We start from the raw sequence: 18,739 nt of genomic DNA, 5'->3' as shown, positions 1-18,739 counted from the left end.
TGGCGCTGTTTTTCGTTTCATCTTTCACGCGCTAGCCTCCTGAAATCAGGTGCTAAAGTAAAAGAAGAAGCGGAAAATAGCAGCATTCATGCTTGCGTTACCTTGTCTGGTAAAAACCGTTAAGACCTTATTGAAAAGCCTGGACGGATAAATGTCAATCTTCTGATGGTGTTAAATGAAAAGAGGGAGCAAAGCCCCCTCTTTCAACTGGCTTATGCCAGTGCTGCTTTCGCTTTTTCGACCAGAGCGGTGAACGCTACTTTGTCGAATACTGCGATGTCAGCCAGGATCTTACGGTCGATTTCAACAGAGGCTTTTTTCAGGCCGTTGATGAATTTGCTGTAAGAAATACCGTTCTGACGTGCTGCTGCGTTGATACGCGCAATCCACAGTTGACGGAACTGACGCTTACGCTGACGACGGTCACGGTAAGCGTACTGACCTGCTTTGATAACAGCCTGGAAGGCAACGCGGTATACGCGTGAACGCGCACCGTAGTAGCCTTTAGCTTGTTTCAAAATTTTCTTGTGACGTGCACGTGCAATTACACCACGTTTTACGCGAGCCATGTGTGCTCTCCTGTATCTATTCTAAGTTAAAAAAGTTAAACGAAACGACTTATGCGTACGGCAGGCACGCGATGACCAGGCCCAGATCGCCTTTAGAAACCATGGCTTTTGGACGCAGGTGACGTTTACGCTTGGTAGCTTTCTTAGTCAGAATGTGACGCAGGTTAGCGTGCTTGTGCTTAAAACCACCTTTACCGGTTTTTTTGAAGCGCTTAGCAGCACCGCGTACGGTCTTAATTTTTGGCATTTTAATAACTTCCACTTCGCATTGTTAAATAAACGAAACATAGGCGAACAAAACCTATGAAACCCGAAGGCTCCACAGATTTTGCTGCTTGAAGGCCTTACTGTTTCTTCTTAGGAGCGAGCACCATGATCATCTGGCGGCCTTCGATCTTCGTAGGGAAGGATTCGACTACTGCCAGTTCACTCAGATCGTCACGGACGCGGTTAAGCACTTCCATACCAATCTGTTGGTGGGCCATCTCACGACCGCGGAAACGCAGTGTGATCTTGGCCTTATCGCCATCTTCCAGAAAGCGAATCAGGCTGCGGAGTTTTACCTGATAATCGCCATCGTCGGTACCAGGACGGAATTTGATTTCCTTAACCTGGATAACTTTTTGCTTCTTCTTCTGTTCCTTAGAAGACTTACTCTTTTCATAAAGGAACTTGCCGTAGTCCATGATACGACAAACTGGCGGTTCGGCGTTAGGGCTGATTTCAACTAAATCTACTCCAGCTTCTTCAGCCTTTTCGATTGCTTCTCTCAGACTCACAATCCCCAGCTGCTCGCCTTCCAGACCTGTTAAGCGAACTTCCTGGGCGCGAATCTCGCCATTGATACGATTCGGACGTGCCGTTTGAACTCGTTTTCCGCCTTTAATACCTTATTCCTCCAGTTGTTGAAGACTGCGGCTGCGAATCTCTTGTTGCAGCTTCTCAATCACTTCACTTACGTCCAGGCTGCCCAGGTCTTTACCACGGCGGGTGCGAACGGCAACTTTGCCTGCTTCCACCTCTTTATCACCACAGACCAACATATACGGGACACGACGTAAAGTGTGCTCGCGGATTTTAAAGCCAATCTTCTCATTTCTCAAGTCTGCTTTTACGCGAATGCCCGCATTTTGTAGTTTCTGCGTCAATTCTTTAACGTAATCCGCCTGAGAATCGGTAATGTTCATCACCACTACCTGCACTGGCGCAAGCCAGGTTGGGAAGAAGCCAGCGAACTCTTCGGTCAGGATGCCGATGAAGCGCTCCAGAGAGCCGAGAATGGCACGGTGAATCATTACCGGTACCTGACGCTCGTTGTCTTCGCCAACATAAGAGGCGCTTAAACGCTGCGGCAGGGAGAAGTCCAGCTGTACAGTACCGCACTGCCATGCGCGATCGAGGCAGTCATACAGGGTAAATTCAATTTTCGGGCCGTAGAATGCGCCCTCGCCCAGCTGGTATTCGAACGGAATACCGTTCTCTTCCAGCGCCACGGCGAGATCCGCTTCTGCGCGATCCCAGGTCTCATCGCTACCGATACGTTTTTCCGGACGCGTTGAGAGTTTGACCACGATCTTCTCGAAGCCAAAGGTGCTGTACATATCGTAGACCATACGAATACAGGCGTTAACTTCGTCACGGACCTGATCTTCAGTACAGAAGATATGCGCATCATCCTGCGTAAAGCCACGAACACGCATCAGACCGTGCAGCGCACCTGATGGCTCGTTACGGTGGCAGCTACCGAACTCCGCCATACGCAGCGGCAGGTCGCGGTAGGATTTCAGACCCTGGTTGAAGATCTGAACGTGGCCCGGGCAGTTCATTGGCTTGATGCAGTATTCACGGTTCTCAGACGAGGTGGTGAACATCGCATCTTTGTAGTTGTCCCAGTGGCCGGTTTTTTCCCACAGCACACGGTCCATCATGAACGGGCCTTTCACTTCCTGATACTGGTACTCTTTCAGCTTGGAGCGTACGAAAGTTTCCAGTTCACGGAAGATAGTCCACCCGTCGTTATGCCAGAACACCATACCCGGCGCTTCTTCCTGCATGTGGTACAGGTCAAGCTGCTTGCCGATTTTACGGTGGTCACGCTTCGCCGCCTCTTCCAGACGAAGCAGGTACGCGTTCAGGGCTTTTTTATCGGCCCACGCGGTACCATAAATACGCTGCAACATCTTGTTGTTGCTGTCGCCACGCCAGTAGGCGCCTGCGATCTTCATCAGCTTAAAGTGATGACAGAAGCGCATGTTCGGCACGTGCGGTCCACGGCACATGTCGACATATTCTTCGTGATGGTACAAGCCAGGCTTGTCATCATGCGAAATGTTTTCGTCAAGAATAGAGACCTTGTAGCTCTCGCCGCGCTTCACGAAGGTTTCACGCGCTTCGTGCCAGCTGACTTTCTTCTTGATGACGTCATAGTTGGTTTCGGCGAGCTCGTGCATGCGTTTTTCGAGCGCGTCGATATCTTCCTGAGTCAGGGTGTGGTCGAGGTCAACGTCGTAGTAGAAACCGTTGTCGATAACCGGACCGATCGCCATTTTGGTGTTTGGCCACAGCTGTTTGATGGCATGGCCTAACAGGTGCGCGCAGGAGTGACGAATGATCTCCAGACCTTCTTCGTCTTTCGCGGTGATGATGGCAAGCGTCGCATCGTTTTCGATCAGATCGGAGGCATCCACCAGCTCACCGTTCACACGGCCAGCGATAGTCGCTTTCGCGAGACCAGGACCAATGTCCAGGGCAACATCCATTGGGCTAACAGCACGGTCGAAATGGCGTTGACTGCCATCAGGAAGAGTAATTACAGGCATTTTATATCCTTATTTGCAGTGATGCCCCACACATAAGAGCATATACAAAGAAAATAATCGTGATTTGACAATAGATTACGACACCATCTGACCAACAATCGTCAAATTGGTTCGTCATCATTCACCTGCCGAATTCAGATTAATGTGGATTTACGGCAAGCGACGTAATGTTAACACTAACGCAAAGGAGATTGCACCCTCTGCGGCCAGATTGATGGGCTGGCACTTTCGTACGAATTTGCGGGTTGCTTCTCCCCTGCGCTCGCATTTCGAAGATGCTGAGCTACTCTTGAACAGGTCCTTAAACCCAAAGGTGCATACCATGAACGTATCCAGCAGAACGGTTGTGATATTGAATGTCCTTTCCGCCACAGGTTTATTGTTGATTCTCGCCGAACGATTCCACTGGTTCTGAGCCGTACCCTATGCTGGCATAACCCAATCGATCCCGAGAAGGGGCATATTTCGGCCCTGTTTGGTAGACTGTGGGTATCAACGAACAAGGATTAGGTTATGCCAACAAAACGATTTGCCGTAAAACACTGGAAAATGGTGCTGGTGCTGATTGCCATCTGCGGCGCAATGCTGCTACTCCGTTGGGCGGCAATGATTTGGGGCTAGGGGCGAAGACAGGTCATCAGAAGGGACGTCAAATAGCCACAGACAATAAACGGGCCGACATCAACATCGGCCCGCTTTTATTACATTCTGTAACCCAGTGAAACCGTGGTTCTGCGGTCGGTATGATCCGGCGCAGTTTCTGGTGGTGAAGAGTTCCAGGTCACGTTGTAGGCCACTTTCAGACCAAAGTGTTCGTTGATAGCCACGTTCAGCGCCGTCTCAGAGTTCAGCGTCGTGTCGTCGGCACCAAATACGGAAACACCCTGGGTAAATTTGGTGTTGTCAGTCATCTGCCAGGCATAGGTACCGGAAGCGTAACCGAGCGGTTGGGTTTTGGTATCGCCATTGGTGTACTCGTCATAACGCACACCCGGACCGAATTCAAAACGGAGGCTGTGTACCGGACCGTTCAGGAACTGGCGACCATAACCGGCGGTGAACACATCACGCTGGCGATAACCGTTGTAACGGTCGGTTAACCAGCTTGCCTGTCCAAACAGGTAGTCATAGTCGGTCATGTTGTAACGGCTACGTCCGCCTACCGCATATTTCTCGGAAGAACGTTCGTCATTTGCGGAAGTGTTGCTGGCATTACCCCACAGAGACCAGGCGGTGGTGTTGCCGTACCAGGTGAGCGTACTGTCCGCCGTCAGAGAAGAGCTTTTCGTGTTACCGGATTGTGCCAGGTACCCGGCGTTGAGGTTACCTTCAAACGGTTTTTTCGCGGTGGAAGGATCGTCCATGACAGTAAAAACGGTATCATCAGCGGTCGCGTTCATAGCCGCAAACACGCCACCCGCCAGCATCAGTGCAGCGGGCACTGTCTTTAAAAGCTTCATTTTATTAAGGAGTCCGTACAACAAAAAAAGAGACCACACGGTCCCGGAATCTTTCTTGAGGATCAATGACAAGGCGTCCAGAGAAAGGTAACAAATTATAAAAAGCCGCAAATAACATAGCAATGTTTTCTTATTTCATTTTTTGAATAAGAACGATCTCAAAAAGCGTTTTATTTTATATATCCCCCGCCTCACTTTTTGTCAGTATTCATATTTAAAATCATACTGTTATTTACATTGCCTTCCTGTCAAATGGTGCCAGGCTAATAAGAACCCATACTAAAAGGAGGTAATGATGGTTTCTATCTATACCCTGACGCTCTCCCCTTCCCTGGATTCCGCCACCCTGACGCCGCAGATTTACCCGGAAGGTAAATTGCGCTGTAGCGCCCCGGTCTTTGAGCCCGGCGGCGGCGGGATCAACGTGGCGCGCGCTATTACCCACCTCGGCGGCAAAGCCACGGCAATTTTCCCCGCAGGCGGTGCCACCGGTGAACACCTGGTCTCTCTGCTGGCAGATGAACAGGTAGCCGTAGAGACCGTCGAGGCCAAAGACTGGACGCGGCAAAACCTGCATGTCCACGTGGAGTCCAGCGGCGAGCAGTACCGTTTTGTCATGCCGGGTGCGAAACTTAGCGATGACGAGTTTCGTCAGCTTGAAGAGAAAGTGCTGACGATAGAGAGCGGCGCGCTGCTGGTGGTAAGCGGCAGCCTGCCGCCCGGCGTCAGCACGGAAAAATTAACGGCGCTGATTCAGGCGGTACAGAAACGCGGCATCCGCTGCATCGTTGACAGCAGCGGCGAGGCCCTGCAGGCGGCCCTGGTGCCGGGCAATCTGGAGCTGGTCAAACCCAACCAGAAAGAGTTAAGCGCGCTGGTCAACCGCGAACTGACGCAGCCTGATGATGTTCGCACCGCCGCGCAGGAGCTGGTACGCAGCGGCAAAGCGCGACGCGTAGTCGTTTCCCTTGGTCCTCAGGGGGCGCTGGCCGTCGATGAAACGTCGTCCGTTCAGGTTGTCCCACCGCCGATGAAGAGCCAGAGCACGGTTGGTGCGGGCGATAGCATGGTGGGCGCGATGACGCTAAAACTGGCGCAGGGCGCGTCTCTGCTGGAAATGACGCGCTACGGCGTGGCGGCGGGTAGCGCCGCAACTATCAATCAGGGCACGCGTCTCTGCTCACTTGCCGATACGCAAAAAATCGTCGATTACCTGTCCCGAAATTAACGCCTTTCCCCTTCGTCTTTACGGAGGGGAATGTCCGCTCTGAGTCGCCAAACGCAAACTATCGACTATGCTAAGAAAACTTCCATGATAACAATGAGGTGAATTATGAGCAGTGGTGACATCACACGTTACGTCGTGACCATCAACCTTCATGAAGCATCGCTGACCGAGCTGAATGAGCTCAACAACGCCTTCACCCGGGCTAATTTTCTCCTCACGCTCACGGATGACGAGGGCAATATTCATGATTTAGGCACCCTGGCATTTGGTCTCATCGGCGCCCTGAGCCAGGAAGAGGTTCATGCGCTGGCCGCCAGTCTGGTAGAGAGCGTGACCGACAAGCCTGCCGAAATTGACGTGGATACCTGGGAAAGCTGGCGAAAAAAAGAACAATAAGTGCGCTGCATGAATTTAAACCGCTCAGGTGTGCGTTAGTTCGTATTTTTTTACCGCAATTATGCGCTAACTTTATGATCTGGCAGACAACATGGGAGAGACAACATGTGGCAGGCTATCAGTCATCTTTTACGTGAGCAGCTGGGTGAAGGTGAAATTGAACTGCGTAACGAACTGCCAGGCGGTGAGATCCACGCCGCGTGGCATTTACGCTACGCAGGACGCGATCTTTTCGTTAAGTGCGATGAGCGAGAACTGCTTCCGATATTTACCGCCGAAGCCGACCAGCTGGAGCTGTTGTCGCGCAGTAAAACGGTGACGGTCCCGCAGGTGCTGGCCGTCGGTAGCGACCGCGATTACAGTTTTCTGGTCATGGAATATCTCCCCGCCCGACCGCTGGATGCCCATAATGCGTTTATCCTCGGCCAACAGCTAGCGCGCCTGCATCAATGGAGCGACCAGCCGCAGTTTGGTCTCGATTTTGATAACGATCTCTCCACCACGCCACAGCCCAATGCCTGGCAGCGTCGCTGGTCGACATTTTTTGCCGAGCAGCGCATTGGCTGGCAGCTTGAGTTGGCCGCCGAGAAAGGGCTGGAATTTGGCAATATTGATGCCATCGTCGAACACGTTCAACAGCGTCTGGCCTCCCACCAGCCCCAGGCGTCTCTGCTTCACGGCGATTTGTGGTCCGATAACTGCGCGCTGGGTCCCAACGGCCCCTACATCTTCGACCCGGCCTGCTACTGGGGTGACAGAGAGTGCGATCTTGCCATGCTGCCGCTTCATCCGGAGCAGCCACCGCAAATCTACGACGGATACCAGTCTGTTTCCCCCCTGCCGCCCGGTTTCCTCGACCGCCAGCCGGTGTATCAGCTTTATACGCTGATGAACCGTGCCATTCTTTTTGGCGGAGAACACCTGGTTAACGCCCAGCGGGCACTCGAGCGTATGCTTGCCGCCTGAGACGCGAACGGGTGGCCTTGCCGCCACCCTTATCGCTTACAGAAAACCGAGCAGTGAGAAGAAGAAGTATCCCGCCACAATGATGATCACGGGAAGGATATAGAGCGGGAAAATTTGCAGGAAAATGGTGTGACGCGGCACAACAATGCGGGATTCGATCTGCTCCCGACTCATGCCTTCCGGGCCTTTGGCCTGCTCCAGAATCAACTGATCCTCAACGCCTTCGCGTAAAAAGCGCGTCTGGCGGCTCATCCTCGCGCCAGAGGCCTGCAGTGCCAGCGCAACAAAGATCAGGGCGTATATCACCCAAAAGCCGATATTCAGCTGTTGATGAAAATCCGGGGTGGGTGAGTTAAACCAGAAGACATTCAAAAATGGCGTATTAAAACGCATCATCTCAATCATGACATGAGCGAAATCAAGCATTACCGCATTGATACCCGGCTGTTTTTCGCTGTGATCGTACATAAATTTGAGTACAGAAATCAGCGTAGAAATGACGGCAGGAATAAAAATCACCCAGCCAGCAATACGTTTTAAGACCGCAATGCGTCCAGCTTGTTGATACGTCATCAGTTCCTCTTCATAAAGACGCGTTATTTGTGCCTAAGTCTACCTGCTGGCCATCAATTTCGCCCGCTCTTTAAAAGCAATATGCTAAATTGCAGATTGTGCTTAGCACGTATCGTCTGTCGAACACCCTGGATAAGGAGACGTTGTGATGTCGACACCGCGCCAAATTCTTGCCGCAATTTTTGACATGGATGGATTACTGATCGATTCCGAACCGCTGTGGGATCGCGCCGAACTAGATGTAATGGCCAGTCTGGGCGTCGATATCAGCCGCCGTAATGAACTACCCGATACGCTGGGCCTGCGCATCGATATGGTGGTTGACCTGTGGTTTGCCCAACAGCCGTGGGTGGGTCCCGATCGCAATGAGGTGACCGCACGCATTATCAGCCGCGCCATTTCTCTGGTGGAAGAGAGCCGGCCGCTGCTGCCCGGCGTACGTGAGGCTGTCGCGCTGTGTAAAGCCCAGGGGCTGAAGGTTGGCCTGGCTTCCGCTTCACCGCTGCATATGCTGGAAAAAGTGCTCACGATGTTTGAACTGCGCGACAGTTTTGACGCGCTGGCGTCCGCTGAAAAATTGCCTTACAGCAAGCCGCACCCGCAGGTCTATCTGGACTGTGCCGCTAAGCTCGGCCTGGATCCCCTCAGCTGCGTTGCGTTGGAAGATTCCGTTAACGGCATGGTGGCCTCTAAAGCCGCGCGGATGCGCTCCATTGTGGTGCCTGCGGAAGAAGGCCGCCACGATCCCCGGTTTGCGCTTGCCGACGTGAAGCTACATTCACTGGCAGAACTGACGGCGCGCCACCTGCAGGGCGGTTAACGCCCTCCTCCGGTTTGTGACAAACAGTTACACCGTCACCTCTTCCGCCTACTGTATAAAAACCCTATACTGTATGAATTGACAGTTTCGTGGGTTTTATCATGACGGCGGAAGGCCACCTGCTTTTTTCTATTGCATGCGCAGTATTTGCCAAAAACGCTGAACTTACCCCCGTGCTGGCACAGGGGGACTGGTGGCATATTGTCCCTTCCGCCGTATTGACCTGTCTGCTGCCCGACATCGACCATCCCAAATCCTTCCTCGGACAGCGTCTGAAATGGGTGTCGAAACCCATCGCCCGCGCGTTCGGCCACCGGGGGTTTACGCACAGCCTGCTGGCCGTGTTTGGCCTGCTGACGCTGTTCTATTTAAAAGTGCCTGAAAGCTGGATAGTCCCCGCCGATGCCATCCAGGGGATGGTGCTGGGCTATTTAAGCCATATTCTGGCCGATATGCTGACGCCTGCGGGCGTGCCGCTGCTATGGCCCTGCCGCTGGCGTTTCCGTTTTCCCATCCTCGCACCGCAGAAAGGTAACCAGCTTGAGCGGGTATTGTGCATGGCGCTGTTTGCTTACGCCGTCTGGATGCCGCAAACCTTGCCCGAAAACAGTGCAGTTCGCTGGTCATCCCAGATGATTAATTCGCTGCAATTTCAGTTTAATCGCTTTATTCATCACCAGATTGAACAGTAAACCGACAAAATTATCCCATTTGTCATAACCCATTCCATTTGGATATAAGCGCTACATCACACTTCTGCTAACCTTCCGCCAACAGGATCGGTAAAAACCGACCCAATAATAAATCAGGAGAACGGGGATGAATTTTCCACTCATCGCGAACGTCGTTGTGTTCGTTATATTGCTATTGCTTCTCGCGCAGGCGCGCCACAAACAGTGGAGCCTGGCGAAAAAGGTGCTGGTTGGTCTGGCCATGGGTGTCGTATTTGGTCTGGCATTACAGGCAATTTATGGCTCCGATAATCCAGTTCTGAAAGATTCCATTCAGTGGTTCAACATTGTCGGTAACGGCTATGTCCAGCTGCTGCAGATGATCGTTATGCCGCTGGTGTTCGCCTCTATTCTGAGCGCCGTGGCCCGCCTGCATAACGCCACTCAGCTAGGAAAAATCAGTTTCCTGACCATTGGTACGCTGCTGTTCACCACGCTGATTGCCGCGCTGGTGGGTGTGCTGGTCACCAACCTGTTTGGCCTGACCGCAGAAGGTCTGGTTCAGGGTACCGCTGAAACGGCACGTCTTACCGCAATTCAGACCAACTATGTGGGTAAAGTAGCTGACCTGACCGTGCCGCAGATGGTGCTCTCCTTCATTCCGAAGAACCCGTTTGCTGACCTGACCGGTGCGAGCCCAACCTCGATCATCAGCGTGGTTATTTTCGCCGCGTTCCTGGGCGTCGCGGCGCTGAAGCTGCTGAAAGACGACGCGCCAAAAGGCGAACGCGTTCTGACCGCGATTGACACCCTGCAAAGCTGGGTGATGAAACTGGTTCGTCTGGTTATGCAGCTCACCCCTTACGGCGTGCTGGCGCTGATGACCAAAGTGGTTGCCGGCTCTAACCTGCAGGACATCATTAAGCTGGGCAGCTTCGTTGTCGCCTCTTATCTGGGCCTGGGCATTATGTTCGTGGTGCACGGCATCCTGCTGGGCGTGAACGGCGTCAGCCCGCTGAAATACTTCCGTAAAGTCTGGCCGGTACTGACCTTTGCCTTCACCAGCCGTTCCAGCGCCGCGTCTATTCCGCTGAACGTTGAAGCGCAAACCCGTCGTCTGGGCGTGCCTGAATCCATCGCCAGCTTCTCTGCCTCCTTTGGTGCCACCATTGGTCAGAACGGCTGTGCGGGTCTGTACCCGGCGATGCTGGCCGTGATGGTCGCGCCGACGGTGGGTATCAACCCGCTGGATCCGGTATGGATCGCCACGCTGGTCGGGATTGTTACCGTAAGCTCCGCAGGCGTTGCGGGTGTTGGCGGTGGCGCAACCTTCGCCGCGCTGATTGTGCTGCCTGCGCTGGGTCTGCCCGTAACGCTGGTCGCCCTGCTGATCTCCGTTGAGCCGCTGATCGACATGGGTCGTACCGCGCTGAACGTGAGCGGCTCCATGACCGCCGGTACGCTGACCAGCCAGTGGCTGAAGCAGACCGACAAAACGATTCTGGAAAGTGAAGACGACGCCGAGCTGGCGCACCGTTAATCACGGTAGAAATAAAAAAACCGCCATCAGGCGGTTTTTTTATGGCTGTTATTCTTCAACCTCTTCATCCTGGCGGATCTGCATCGCCCACCGCTGTGCGGACTCCGGCACCGTAAACGTGGGAGAGCGACGGAAATGTTCGCCGATCAGCACAAAGGCCACGTATTTCCCCCGCAGCAGCCAGACATCACGAAAGCCCTCCACTTTCAGGGCATGGTCAGGCGGCGCGGGCTCAACGCGGGGCACATAGCTAATAACCTGGCGGTTTTGTTGACGAAGAGGTTTCATAAGCGACGGATTCACTAAAGCAAAATTCTTGAAGCAGGAAAATTCTATGATAGCCGATCCTGCTGCCTTCCGTCGCGCTCCGAGTGGGTGAGATGGCTCCTTTCGCTAATCACGGCATATGAAAACTCTTAGTTCGCGAACCATGTCGCGACATTGTTCTATCCTTAATAGGGTTTTTAGCAATGGATAAAGGAGAAGCGTGCAATGTCGAACAAAGATAAAACACATCAATCACCGATTCATGGCACTGAAGAATCTCAACCGGGTATGGACTCTCTCGCCCCTGCAGACGGCTCTCACCGCCCCTCCCCTGGCCCCTCAGCACCGGGCGAACAGCCTACCGCACCGGGAAGCATGAAATCGCCGGACACGGGAAACGAGAAGCTGAAATCTCTTGAGCCACACCGTAAAGGCGGCGAGGGTTTTGCGCTCACAACCAATCAGGGCGTGCGTATTGCTGACGATCAGAACTCCCTTCGCGCAGACGTGCGCGGCCCAACCCTGCTGGAAGACTTTATCCTGCGGGAAAAAATCACCCATTTTGACCACGAGCGGATACCGGAACGCATCGTCCACGCACGCGGTTCCGCTGCGCACGGCTACTTCCAGCCCTATAAGAGTCTGAAAGCGATCACCAAAGCGGATTTCCTCTCCGACCCGGATAAAATCACCCCGGTGTTTGTGCGTTTCTCCACCGTGCAGGGCGGCGCGGGGTCGGCAGATACCGTCCGGGATATCCGCGGCTTTGCCACCAAGTTTTATACCGAAGAGGGTATTTTCGATCTGGTCGGCAATAACACGCCGGTGTTCTTCATTCAGGACGCGCATAAATTTCCTGACTTTGTCCATGCGGTAAAACCGGAGCCCCACTGGGCCATACCGCAGGGACAAAGTGCGCACGACACCTTCTGGGACTATGTTTCCCTGCAGCCTGAAACCTTACACAACGTGATGTGGGCGATGTCAGACCGCGGCATTCCGCGCAGCTATCGCACCATGGAGGGGTTTGGCATCCACACCTTCCGTCTGATCAACGCCGAGGGTAAGGCCACGTTTGTCCGCTTCCACTGGAAGCCTGTCGCGGGTAAAGCCTCGCTGGTGTGGGACGAGGCGCAAAAGCTGACGGGACGCGATCCGGACTTCCATCGCCGCGAGCTGTGGGAATCCATTGAAGCGGGCGACTTCCCGGAATACGAACTGGGCCTGCAACTCATACCGGAAGAGGACGAATTTAAGTTCGATTTCGACCTTCTGGACCCGACGAAGCTGATCCCGGAAGAGCTGGTGCCGGTGCAGCTGGTGGGTAAAATGGTGCTCAACCGCAACCCGGATAATTTCTTTGCCGAAAACGAGCAGGCCGCGTTCCACCCGGGGCATATCGTGCCGGGGCTGGACTTCACCAACGATCCGCTCCTGCAGGGACGTCTGTTCTCCTATACCGATACGCAGATCAGCCGTCTGGGCGGGCCGAACTTCCACGAAATCCCGATTAACCGCCCAACCTGCCCGTATCACAATTTCCAGCGCGACGGGATGCACCGTCAGGATATTGATACCAACCCGGCGAACTATGAGCCGAACTCCATTAACGATAACTGGCCGCGTGAAACGCCTCCCGGACCGAAACGCGGTGGATTCGAATCGTATCAGGAGCGTATCGATGGCAATAAAATTCGCGAGCGCAGCCCCTCGTTCGGTGAGTATTACGCCCACCCTCGCCTGTTCTGGAACAGCCAGACGCCGATTGAGCAACAGCACATCATCGGCGGCTTCAGCTTTGAGCTGAGTAAAGTGGTGCGCACCTACATTCGCGAGCGCGTGGTCGATCAGCTGGCGCATATTGATATTCAGCTTGCCCAGAGCGTCGCGGATAACCTGGGCATTACGCTGACCGACGAGCAGCGCAACCTTGCTCCGCCGAAAGAGGTTAACGGCGTGAAGAAAGATCCGTCGCTGAGCCTGTATGCCGTGCCGGGCGGCTCGATTAAAGGCCGCGTGGTCGCCATTCTGCTGAATGACAAAACCCGCGCCAGCGACGTGCTGGGGATTATGCAGGCGCTGAAAACTCAGGGCGTGCATGCCAAACTGCTCTATTCCCGCATGGGTGAAGTGACGGCTGACGATGGCTCAGTGCTGCCGGTGGCCGCAACCTTTGCCGGGGCGCCATCGCTGACCGTCGATGCGGTGATTGTGCCGTGCGGGGATATTGCCAGCCTGCTGACCAACGGGGACGCCGTCTATTATCTGCTGGAAGCCTATAAGCACCTGAAACCGATCGCGCTGTCCGGCGACGCGCGACAATTTAAAGCGCAGCTGAAGGTGACCGATCAGGGTGAAGACGGCATTGTCGAGGGAGATAACGTTGACGATGCCTTTATGACGAAGCTGTTTGATTTGCTCGCCGCGCACCGCGTCTGGTCGCGCAGCAGCAAGATCGATCAGATTCCGGCGTAAGAAAAGCCGGGTGGCGCTTGCGCTTACCCGGCCTACATTCGATTGGTTTTGTAGGCCCGGTAAGGCGAAGCCGCCACCGGGCTTTATCTCAAAGATCCCCAAACGTCCCCAACCGATACCCGCGCTCGGCAATCGCATACTTCAGCGACGCCGACGTCAGCACGTCCAGCTCCGCCAGGCGCGGCCAGCAGTAGGCGCTTTTCCGCACGGTGTTATCGACAAAAGCCGGATGCGCCATCACTTCTACCGACTTTTCCCCCCGCGCGGCGGAATCGTCCAGCACCTTCAGGAACAGCACTTCGTCGATCTCGTCGCCGTAAAATGCGCTGCTGAACCCCTCAGTGGTTGTCACGTCGCAGTCGGGCACGCCGCGCGCCTCCCTATCCACGCGCATCGCCACGCCTTTGCGCTGGGCAAACCCGGCGACAATCGGGAAAATCGCCGGGATCATATGCACGTGGTGATGGCTGTCGATATGCGTCGGCGCCTGACCAAACACATCAACGAAGCGGTTGAACTGACAGTCCAGCTCGCGGACAATCTCTTCGAGCGGCAGAGCATCCTGCTCCGCCAGTTCCCAAATCCACTTTCCAAGCTGTCCGTCGCGCGTCAGGCCCGGCATTGGCGAAAGCGGCATCCCGAGCGTCAGCACAAAATGCATGCCGACGCCCAGCGCCGGCACCTCGCGGCTCAGCTGCGCCGCGTGTTCAACCGCCTCACCATTCACCAGTGCCGTGGTAGAGGTCACAACCCCCCGGCGACAGGCTTCAATAATGCCGTAGTTCTGGCCTTTCGAGAGACCAAAGTCATCAGCATTAACGATCAGCAGGTTTTCCATTGTGCGTCCTCTTAGTGGTGTTTGAACTTCAGCTTCTCGATCGTGGCGGCAAAATTCGGCAACCATTTTTCATGTGCCAGGATCATCTCGCTGGCCAGCTGCTCCGCATCGCGGTCTGAATGCACCAGCGGGCTGAGGTTCAGCGCCAGCAGAACATCATTGAGCTCGCCGCTCAGCGCCGCGTTGCTTGCCGCCACTTCAAAGCCCTTAATGGTGTGGATCAGGCCCATGACCTTATCATCGAAGTGGGTGATGCGTGGATGCGGTTTAGCGCCCTCGCGCCCCAGGATGCAGGTCATCTCGACGGCCCAGTCCGCCGGGATATTGTCGATATGACCGTGATGCGGCACGTTGACATAGTGTTCCGCCTGCTTGTCGTTGTAGATGGCGTTGATCACTTCACACGCCGCATCGGAGTAGTAGGCCCCGCCGCGCTGCTCCAGTTCTTTCGGTTTGACGTTCAGGTTCGGGTCTTTATACAAATCGAACAGCTGCTTCTCGACCTTCTGAACGATCTGCGCGCGCGCGCCGCCCTTATAGTACTCGCCCATTTCGATGGCCAGCATCTCTTTCTGCTTGAAGTAGTAAAGCAGGTACGAGCACGGGAGCAGGTTCAGCGAGCGGATCAGCCCTTCGCTGAACGGCAGGTCAAAGATGTTTTTCACGGATGCCGCCGTCAGGCGACCGGAAGCTACGCCGTCGAGGAGCTCGGCAAAGCGCGATTTTCCGTTCACGATGACATCTTTAATAAACACCATGTGGTTCAGGCCGAACAGATCGATGGAGAGATCGTCGCTGTCGGTCAGCGCCAGCACGTCGCGGATAAACATCTTCATGCCGATCGGAATGTTGCAGACGCCGATAAAACGTTTGAAGCCGGTATGACGATAGACCGCTTCAGTGACCATCCCGGCCGGATTGGTGAAGTTAATCACCCACGCGTTCGGGCAGATCTCCTGCACGTCTTTGACGATGTCGAAAATGACCGGGATGGTACGCAGACCTTTAAACAGGCCGCCTGCGCCGTTGGTCTCCTGCCCCAGATAGCCGTGGCTCAGCGGAATACGCTCGTCCAGCTCGCGCGCCTTCAGCTGGCCAACGCGCAGCTGGGTAGTGACGAAATCCGCATCTTTCAGCGCCAGACGACGGTCCAGGGTTTTATGCACGGTCAAAGGCACGCCCGCTTTTTCCACCATGCGCTTGCACAGGTCGAAAATAATATTCAGCTTCTCCTGACCTTCCTCAACGTCCACCAGCCATAATTCGCTGACCGGTAATTCATGATAACGTTTCAGGAAACCTTCAAGTAATTCCGGGGTATAGCTGCTGCCGCCACCAATGGTTACGACTTTTAATTTCTTCTGCATAATATCTCCCTTAGCGTATCAGGTTAATCGCCTGCAAGGTATAGCGTACTATTCCCGCTATTTGGGCAAGCCATTAAAGCAATATTTGTGGCGGATAATCCGCCGAAAGTTAATTCATTACCGTTAAATTCTTCCGGTAACTGTTCGGTGTGAATGACGTCAATTTCTTAAAGGTCTTAATAAACAGACTGGGACTGCTGTATCCTGACTCGTACGCAATATCGGTGACAGAATAGTTGGTAATTTCCAGCTGTTTTTTGGCAAAGTTAATGCGGATTTCATTAATAATTTGCACGGGCGTTTTACGATAATAGCGCTGCGTTGCACGGGTCAGATATTCCTGGGATTTGCCCGACAGCGACACCATATTTTCCAGCGCATTTTCGCTGAACTGGCCTTTATCGTGCATCAGCTCAACGGTGCCGCGCAGCCATTGCGGAATATCATCCGTCACCTGCTGCTCTTCACGATGATGGCGCAGCCGGTTCATCACGTAGAAGGTCACCGTTTCAATAAACTCATCAAATTCATTGTCGCGGAAGTTAAGCGAAGCGATAACCGTCTCAATCCAGGTCATGAACTCGTTTTTGACCCGATAGACCTGGGAGGCAACGAAGCAGAACGGCACCAGCGGCAGATAGTGCTTCTCGAAGAAACGTCTGCTGACGCCCACATTCAGAATGCGGGTGGCACCAAATTCGTAAAAGCTCTGGTGATAAGACCCCATCGGCAGGAAGACAAAATCCCCTCGCTCAAGCAGGACGCGCTTACCGTTGATCTCCTGGTAGTAGCGACCGGTCAGAACAATCGTGAACTCGTAGTAGTCATGCTGGTGCAGACCACTGGCGCTCTCCGTTTTGTTGTAGATAACCACATGAAAATTTTTGCCATTAAACAGCTGCTGTTCAAGTGCGGTTTTAATTTCCATCGTGCTGACCTCCTGCTGCTCAGTCTGACTTACTGCATCTTCTCGTGAAGCTCAATGAGCTCCGCCACCAGCTCACGCGCCAGCATCGAGGTCATCAGGTGATCCTGCGCGTGGACCAGCACCAGGCTGACCTTCATCTTCCCTTCGCCCTGATCGCTTTCAATCAGCTTTGTCTGCACCAGGTGCGCTTCATTCAGCGCCGTGCGGGACTGTTCCATCATGGTTTTCGCGGCGGCGAAATCCCCCTGCTTGGCCTGCTTCAGTGCGGCATAGGCCAGGCTGCGGGCCTGTCCGGAGTTGATGATAAGCCCCATCACCACTTCTTCAAGATCGTTCTCGGCGGCTTCGTCTGCGACAATACTATCCAAATCTAACATGTTTAAGCTCCTTGTGGCTGGCGCGGGCTTCCCCGCGCCGGTCAATCTTAGAATTTCAGTGAGAGGGCAATATCCTCTTCGCTCTCTTCTTCATCAATGATGGTGGCGGCTTTGTTGGCAATCGCCACGAACGGCATGTACAGCAGGGTGGCAATCCCGAGGTTGAATATCGCCAGCAGGAAGGCTGCGACGCTGCCGTTGGTGTTGAAGAAGGCGCCCAGACCTGCTGGCATGGTCCACGGTGCAATGTTGGTAATCGGTGGAATGATGCCCATGTAATACGCCGTCAGGGTGATAGCGGCCAGCAGCGGCTGAATCAGGATGAACGGAATGAACATGACCGGGTTCATGATGATTGGCAGACCGAACAGAATCGGTTCGTTAATCTGGAAGATGCCTGATGGCAGCGCCAGCTTCGCGACCTGACGGTAATCAGCACGACGAGAGACAATAAAGACCGCGATGATCAGACCCAAAGTCGCCCCGGTACCGCCCAGGAAGATATAGGAGTCAAGCATCGGCTTCGCCCACACATGGAAGGTTTTACCGGCTGCCAGCGCCGCGTCAACGGAGCCGTACTGCTGGTAAAGCGCAACGTTTTCCAGTGCCCAGGGGGTCATAATCCCGCTGTCCAGCGCGGCCAGTGCCAGTGAACCATGCACGCCAAAGAACCACAGCAGAGAGGTGAAAATCACATACGCCCAACCGACCACGCCACCCATCGACGCCAGTGGCGTAGAGATAGAGTCCATGATGATCTGGTGGAAGTTTGTGCCCCAGTGGGAGAGCGCCCAGGCGATAATCCCCATGATAGAGAGAATAATGAAGCCCGGAATCAACGCGGAAAATGAACGGGAAACGGAAGCCGGTACGCTATCCGGCAGGCGGATAACCCAGTTGCGACGGATAATAAAGGTGAACATTTCTGCCACCACCAGACCGATAACAATACCGGAGATAATGTTGGCCCCACCCAGCCAGTTGGCACCGACGGCATAGGCTTCACCCACGCTGTAAGGCGTGACGGTCATAAAGGCAGCAACGGATAATAACCCGGCAGCCAGCGGATCGACTTTACGCTCTTCTGCCAGTGCCATCCCAATAAAGAAAGGCGCCATCAGCGACATAATCCCCAACGTACCGTTATAGACGTTGCCGCCGATGGCTTTAAAACCATTAAGGGTTTCAATAGTGGAAGCGTCTAACCTAATTCCTAATGAATAAAAGAAGGAACCTTCACCAAAGCTCAGAAAAACGTTGTTAATTAAAACGAACATGGCCCCGGCCAGCGTCAACGGCATTAATTTAATAAAACCGTTTTTGATGGCATTAACGTGAGGCTGCTTTCCTATTTTAACAGCAAAAGGAAGGAGTACCTTTTCAAGTGAAGCGATGACTTTACTCATAGGAAAATACCCTTAAATGCCGTAACGCATGTTACGGCG

The 18,739-nt window shown here is 53.9% G+C and carries 21 protein-coding genes, 1 pseudogene and 1 other annotated feature (1 of these 23 only partly in view); of the genes and pseudogenes, 9 read left to right on the top strand and 13 right to left on the bottom strand.

The window, feature by feature from the left end:
• Nucleotides 1-95, bottom strand: a sequence feature (Phe leader region) (it extends 30 nt beyond the left edge of the window).
• The 5 genes from pheM to thrS all read right to left on the bottom strand — a co-directional run bounded on the left by pheM (nucleotide 46) and on the right by thrS (nucleotide 3,388).
• Nucleotides 46-90, bottom strand: a complete 45-nt coding sequence (gene pheM, locus AC0TNG_RS15930; RefSeq protein WP_001386830.1) for a pheST operon leader peptide PheM — start codon at nucleotides 88-90, stop codon at nucleotides 46-48. Its footprint overlaps the feature before it by 45 nt.
• 117 nt (nucleotides 96-212) lie before the next feature.
• Nucleotides 213-569, bottom strand: coding sequence for a 50S ribosomal protein L20 (rplT, locus tag AC0TNG_RS15925; protein WP_000124850.1), 357 nt, complete (start codon nucleotides 567-569; stop codon nucleotides 213-215).
• A gap of 49 nt (nucleotides 570-618) precedes the next feature.
• Nucleotides 619-816, bottom strand: a complete 198-nt coding sequence (gene rpmI / locus AC0TNG_RS15920) for a 50S ribosomal protein L35 (protein ID WP_001124225.1) — start codon at nucleotides 814-816, stop codon at nucleotides 619-621.
• 97 nt (nucleotides 817-913) lie between these two features.
• Complete coding sequence (infC, locus tag AC0TNG_RS15915; RefSeq protein ID WP_023616141.1) at nucleotides 914-1,456, bottom strand: translation initiation factor IF-3; 543 nt, start codon at nucleotides 1,454-1,456, stop codon at nucleotides 914-916.
• Nucleotides 1,457-1,459: 3 nt separating this feature from the next.
• Entirely contained in the window at nucleotides 1,460-3,388 is a 1,929-nt protein-coding gene (thrS, locus tag AC0TNG_RS15910) for a threonine--tRNA ligase (RefSeq protein WP_008500657.1), read from the bottom strand.
• Nucleotides 3,389-3,530: 142 nt separating this feature from the next.
• On the opposite strand from thrS, the gene yncL reads away from it, so the two are divergent.
• Nucleotides 3,531-3,803 carry a stress response membrane protein YncL gene (gene yncL / locus AC0TNG_RS15905; protein WP_080350507.1) on the top strand — a complete coding sequence of 91 codons (273 nt, stop codon included), beginning with the start codon at nucleotides 3,531-3,533 and terminating at the stop codon, nucleotides 3,801-3,803.
• A 98-nt stretch (nucleotides 3,804-3,901) separates the two neighbouring features.
• Nucleotides 3,902-4,009, top strand: coding sequence for a small membrane protein YniD (gene yniD, locus AC0TNG_RS15900; protein ID WP_008500658.1), 108 nt, complete (start codon nucleotides 3,902-3,904; stop codon nucleotides 4,007-4,009).
• A gap of 80 nt (nucleotides 4,010-4,089) precedes the next feature.
• Here the strand turns inward: yniD and AC0TNG_RS15895 are convergent, their stop codons facing one another.
• Complete coding sequence (locus AC0TNG_RS15895; protein WP_024909432.1) at nucleotides 4,090-4,848, bottom strand: DUF481 domain-containing protein; 759 nt, start codon at nucleotides 4,846-4,848, stop codon at nucleotides 4,090-4,092.
• 295 nt (nucleotides 4,849-5,143) lie between these two features.
• On the opposite strand from AC0TNG_RS15895, the gene pfkB reads away from it, so the two are divergent.
• From pfkB to AC0TNG_RS15880, 3 genes are all read left to right on the top strand, one after another.
• Nucleotides 5,144-6,076, top strand: coding sequence for a 6-phosphofructokinase II (gene pfkB, locus AC0TNG_RS15890; protein ID WP_024909433.1), 933 nt, complete (start codon nucleotides 5,144-5,146; stop codon nucleotides 6,074-6,076).
• Nucleotides 6,077-6,181: 105 nt separating this feature from the next.
• On the top strand, nucleotides 6,182-6,472 hold the full coding sequence (gene ghoS, locus AC0TNG_RS15885) for a type V toxin-antitoxin system endoribonuclease antitoxin GhoS (RefSeq protein ID WP_047648044.1): 291 nt from the start codon (nucleotides 6,182-6,184) through the stop codon (nucleotides 6,470-6,472).
• 105 nt (nucleotides 6,473-6,577) lie between these two features.
• Nucleotides 6,578-7,438: a fructosamine kinase family protein gene (locus AC0TNG_RS15880; protein WP_024909435.1), complete on the top strand. Its 861-nt coding sequence runs from the start codon at nucleotides 6,578-6,580 to the stop codon at nucleotides 7,436-7,438.
• A 36-nt stretch (nucleotides 7,439-7,474) separates the two neighbouring features.
• Here AC0TNG_RS15880 and AC0TNG_RS15875 read toward each other — a convergent pair whose 3' ends face one another.
• Nucleotides 7,475-8,011, bottom strand: coding sequence for a YniB family protein (locus AC0TNG_RS15875; protein WP_023311291.1), 537 nt, complete (start codon nucleotides 8,009-8,011; stop codon nucleotides 7,475-7,477).
• A gap of 148 nt (nucleotides 8,012-8,159) precedes the next feature.
• Here AC0TNG_RS15875 and hxpB point away from each other — a divergent pair, with 148 nt between their 5' ends.
• The 3 genes from hxpB (at nucleotide 8,160) to AC0TNG_RS15860 (ending at nucleotide 11,042) form a co-directional block, all read left to right on the top strand.
• Nucleotides 8,160-8,831, top strand: coding sequence for a hexitol phosphatase HxpB (gene hxpB, locus AC0TNG_RS15870; protein ID WP_032650939.1), 672 nt, complete (start codon nucleotides 8,160-8,162; stop codon nucleotides 8,829-8,831).
• A 101-nt stretch (nucleotides 8,832-8,932) separates the two neighbouring features.
• Nucleotides 8,933-9,523 carry a metal-dependent hydrolase gene (locus AC0TNG_RS15865; protein WP_014883483.1) on the top strand — a complete coding sequence of 197 codons (591 nt, stop codon included), beginning with the start codon at nucleotides 8,933-8,935 and terminating at the stop codon, nucleotides 9,521-9,523.
• Nucleotides 9,524-9,650: 127 nt separating this feature from the next.
• Nucleotides 9,651-11,042, top strand: a complete 1,392-nt coding sequence (locus AC0TNG_RS15860; protein WP_267214674.1) for an L-cystine transporter — start codon at nucleotides 9,651-9,653, stop codon at nucleotides 11,040-11,042.
• A 48-nt stretch (nucleotides 11,043-11,090) separates the two neighbouring features.
• Here AC0TNG_RS15860 and cedA read toward each other — a convergent pair whose 3' ends face one another.
• Complete coding sequence (gene cedA, locus AC0TNG_RS15855; RefSeq protein ID WP_370884122.1) at nucleotides 11,091-11,378, bottom strand: cell division activator CedA; 288 nt, start codon at nucleotides 11,376-11,378, stop codon at nucleotides 11,091-11,093.
• Nucleotides 11,379-11,534: 156 nt separating this feature from the next.
• Here cedA and katE point away from each other — a divergent pair, with 156 nt between their 5' ends.
• A complete protein-coding gene (gene katE, locus AC0TNG_RS15850) occupies nucleotides 11,535-13,784 on the top strand; it encodes a catalase HPII (RefSeq protein ID WP_473702386.1) in 2,250 nt (749 codons plus the stop codon).
• Between the two features lie 88 nt (nucleotides 13,785-13,872).
• Here katE and chbG read toward each other — a convergent pair whose 3' ends face one another.
• The 5 genes and pseudogenes from chbG to chbC all read right to left on the bottom strand — a co-directional run bounded on the left by chbG (nucleotide 13,873) and on the right by chbC (nucleotide 18,700).
• Nucleotides 13,873-14,622: a chitin disaccharide deacetylase gene (gene chbG, locus AC0TNG_RS15845; RefSeq protein WP_473702385.1), complete on the bottom strand. Its 750-nt coding sequence runs from the start codon at nucleotides 14,620-14,622 to the stop codon at nucleotides 13,873-13,875.
• 11 nt (nucleotides 14,623-14,633) lie between these two features.
• Entirely contained in the window at nucleotides 14,634-15,989 is a 1,356-nt protein-coding gene (locus AC0TNG_RS15840; RefSeq protein WP_024909441.1) for a 6-phospho-beta-glucosidase, read from the bottom strand.
• Nucleotides 15,990-16,098: 109 nt separating this feature from the next.
• Nucleotides 16,099-16,935, bottom strand: a pseudogene (gene chbR, locus AC0TNG_RS15835) (transcriptional regulator ChbR); the annotation flags it as partial.
• A gap of 11 nt (nucleotides 16,936-16,946) precedes the next feature.
• Entirely contained in the window at nucleotides 16,947-17,294 is a 348-nt protein-coding gene (gene chbA, locus AC0TNG_RS15830) for a PTS N,N'-diacetylchitobiose transporter subunit IIA (RefSeq protein ID WP_024909443.1), read from the bottom strand.
• Nucleotides 17,295-17,341: 47 nt separating this feature from the next.
• Nucleotides 17,342-18,700, bottom strand: coding sequence for a PTS N,N'-diacetylchitobiose transporter subunit IIC (gene chbC, locus AC0TNG_RS15825; protein ID WP_028017210.1), 1,359 nt, complete (start codon nucleotides 18,698-18,700; stop codon nucleotides 17,342-17,344).
• Between the last annotated feature and the right edge of the window lie 39 nt (nucleotides 18,701-18,739).

It is taken from the genome of Enterobacter sp. PL_is514 (assembly GCF_055816715.1).
The sequence above is the reverse complement of the archived record's forward strand: the minus strand, read 5'-3'. Positions and strand labels throughout refer to the sequence as shown.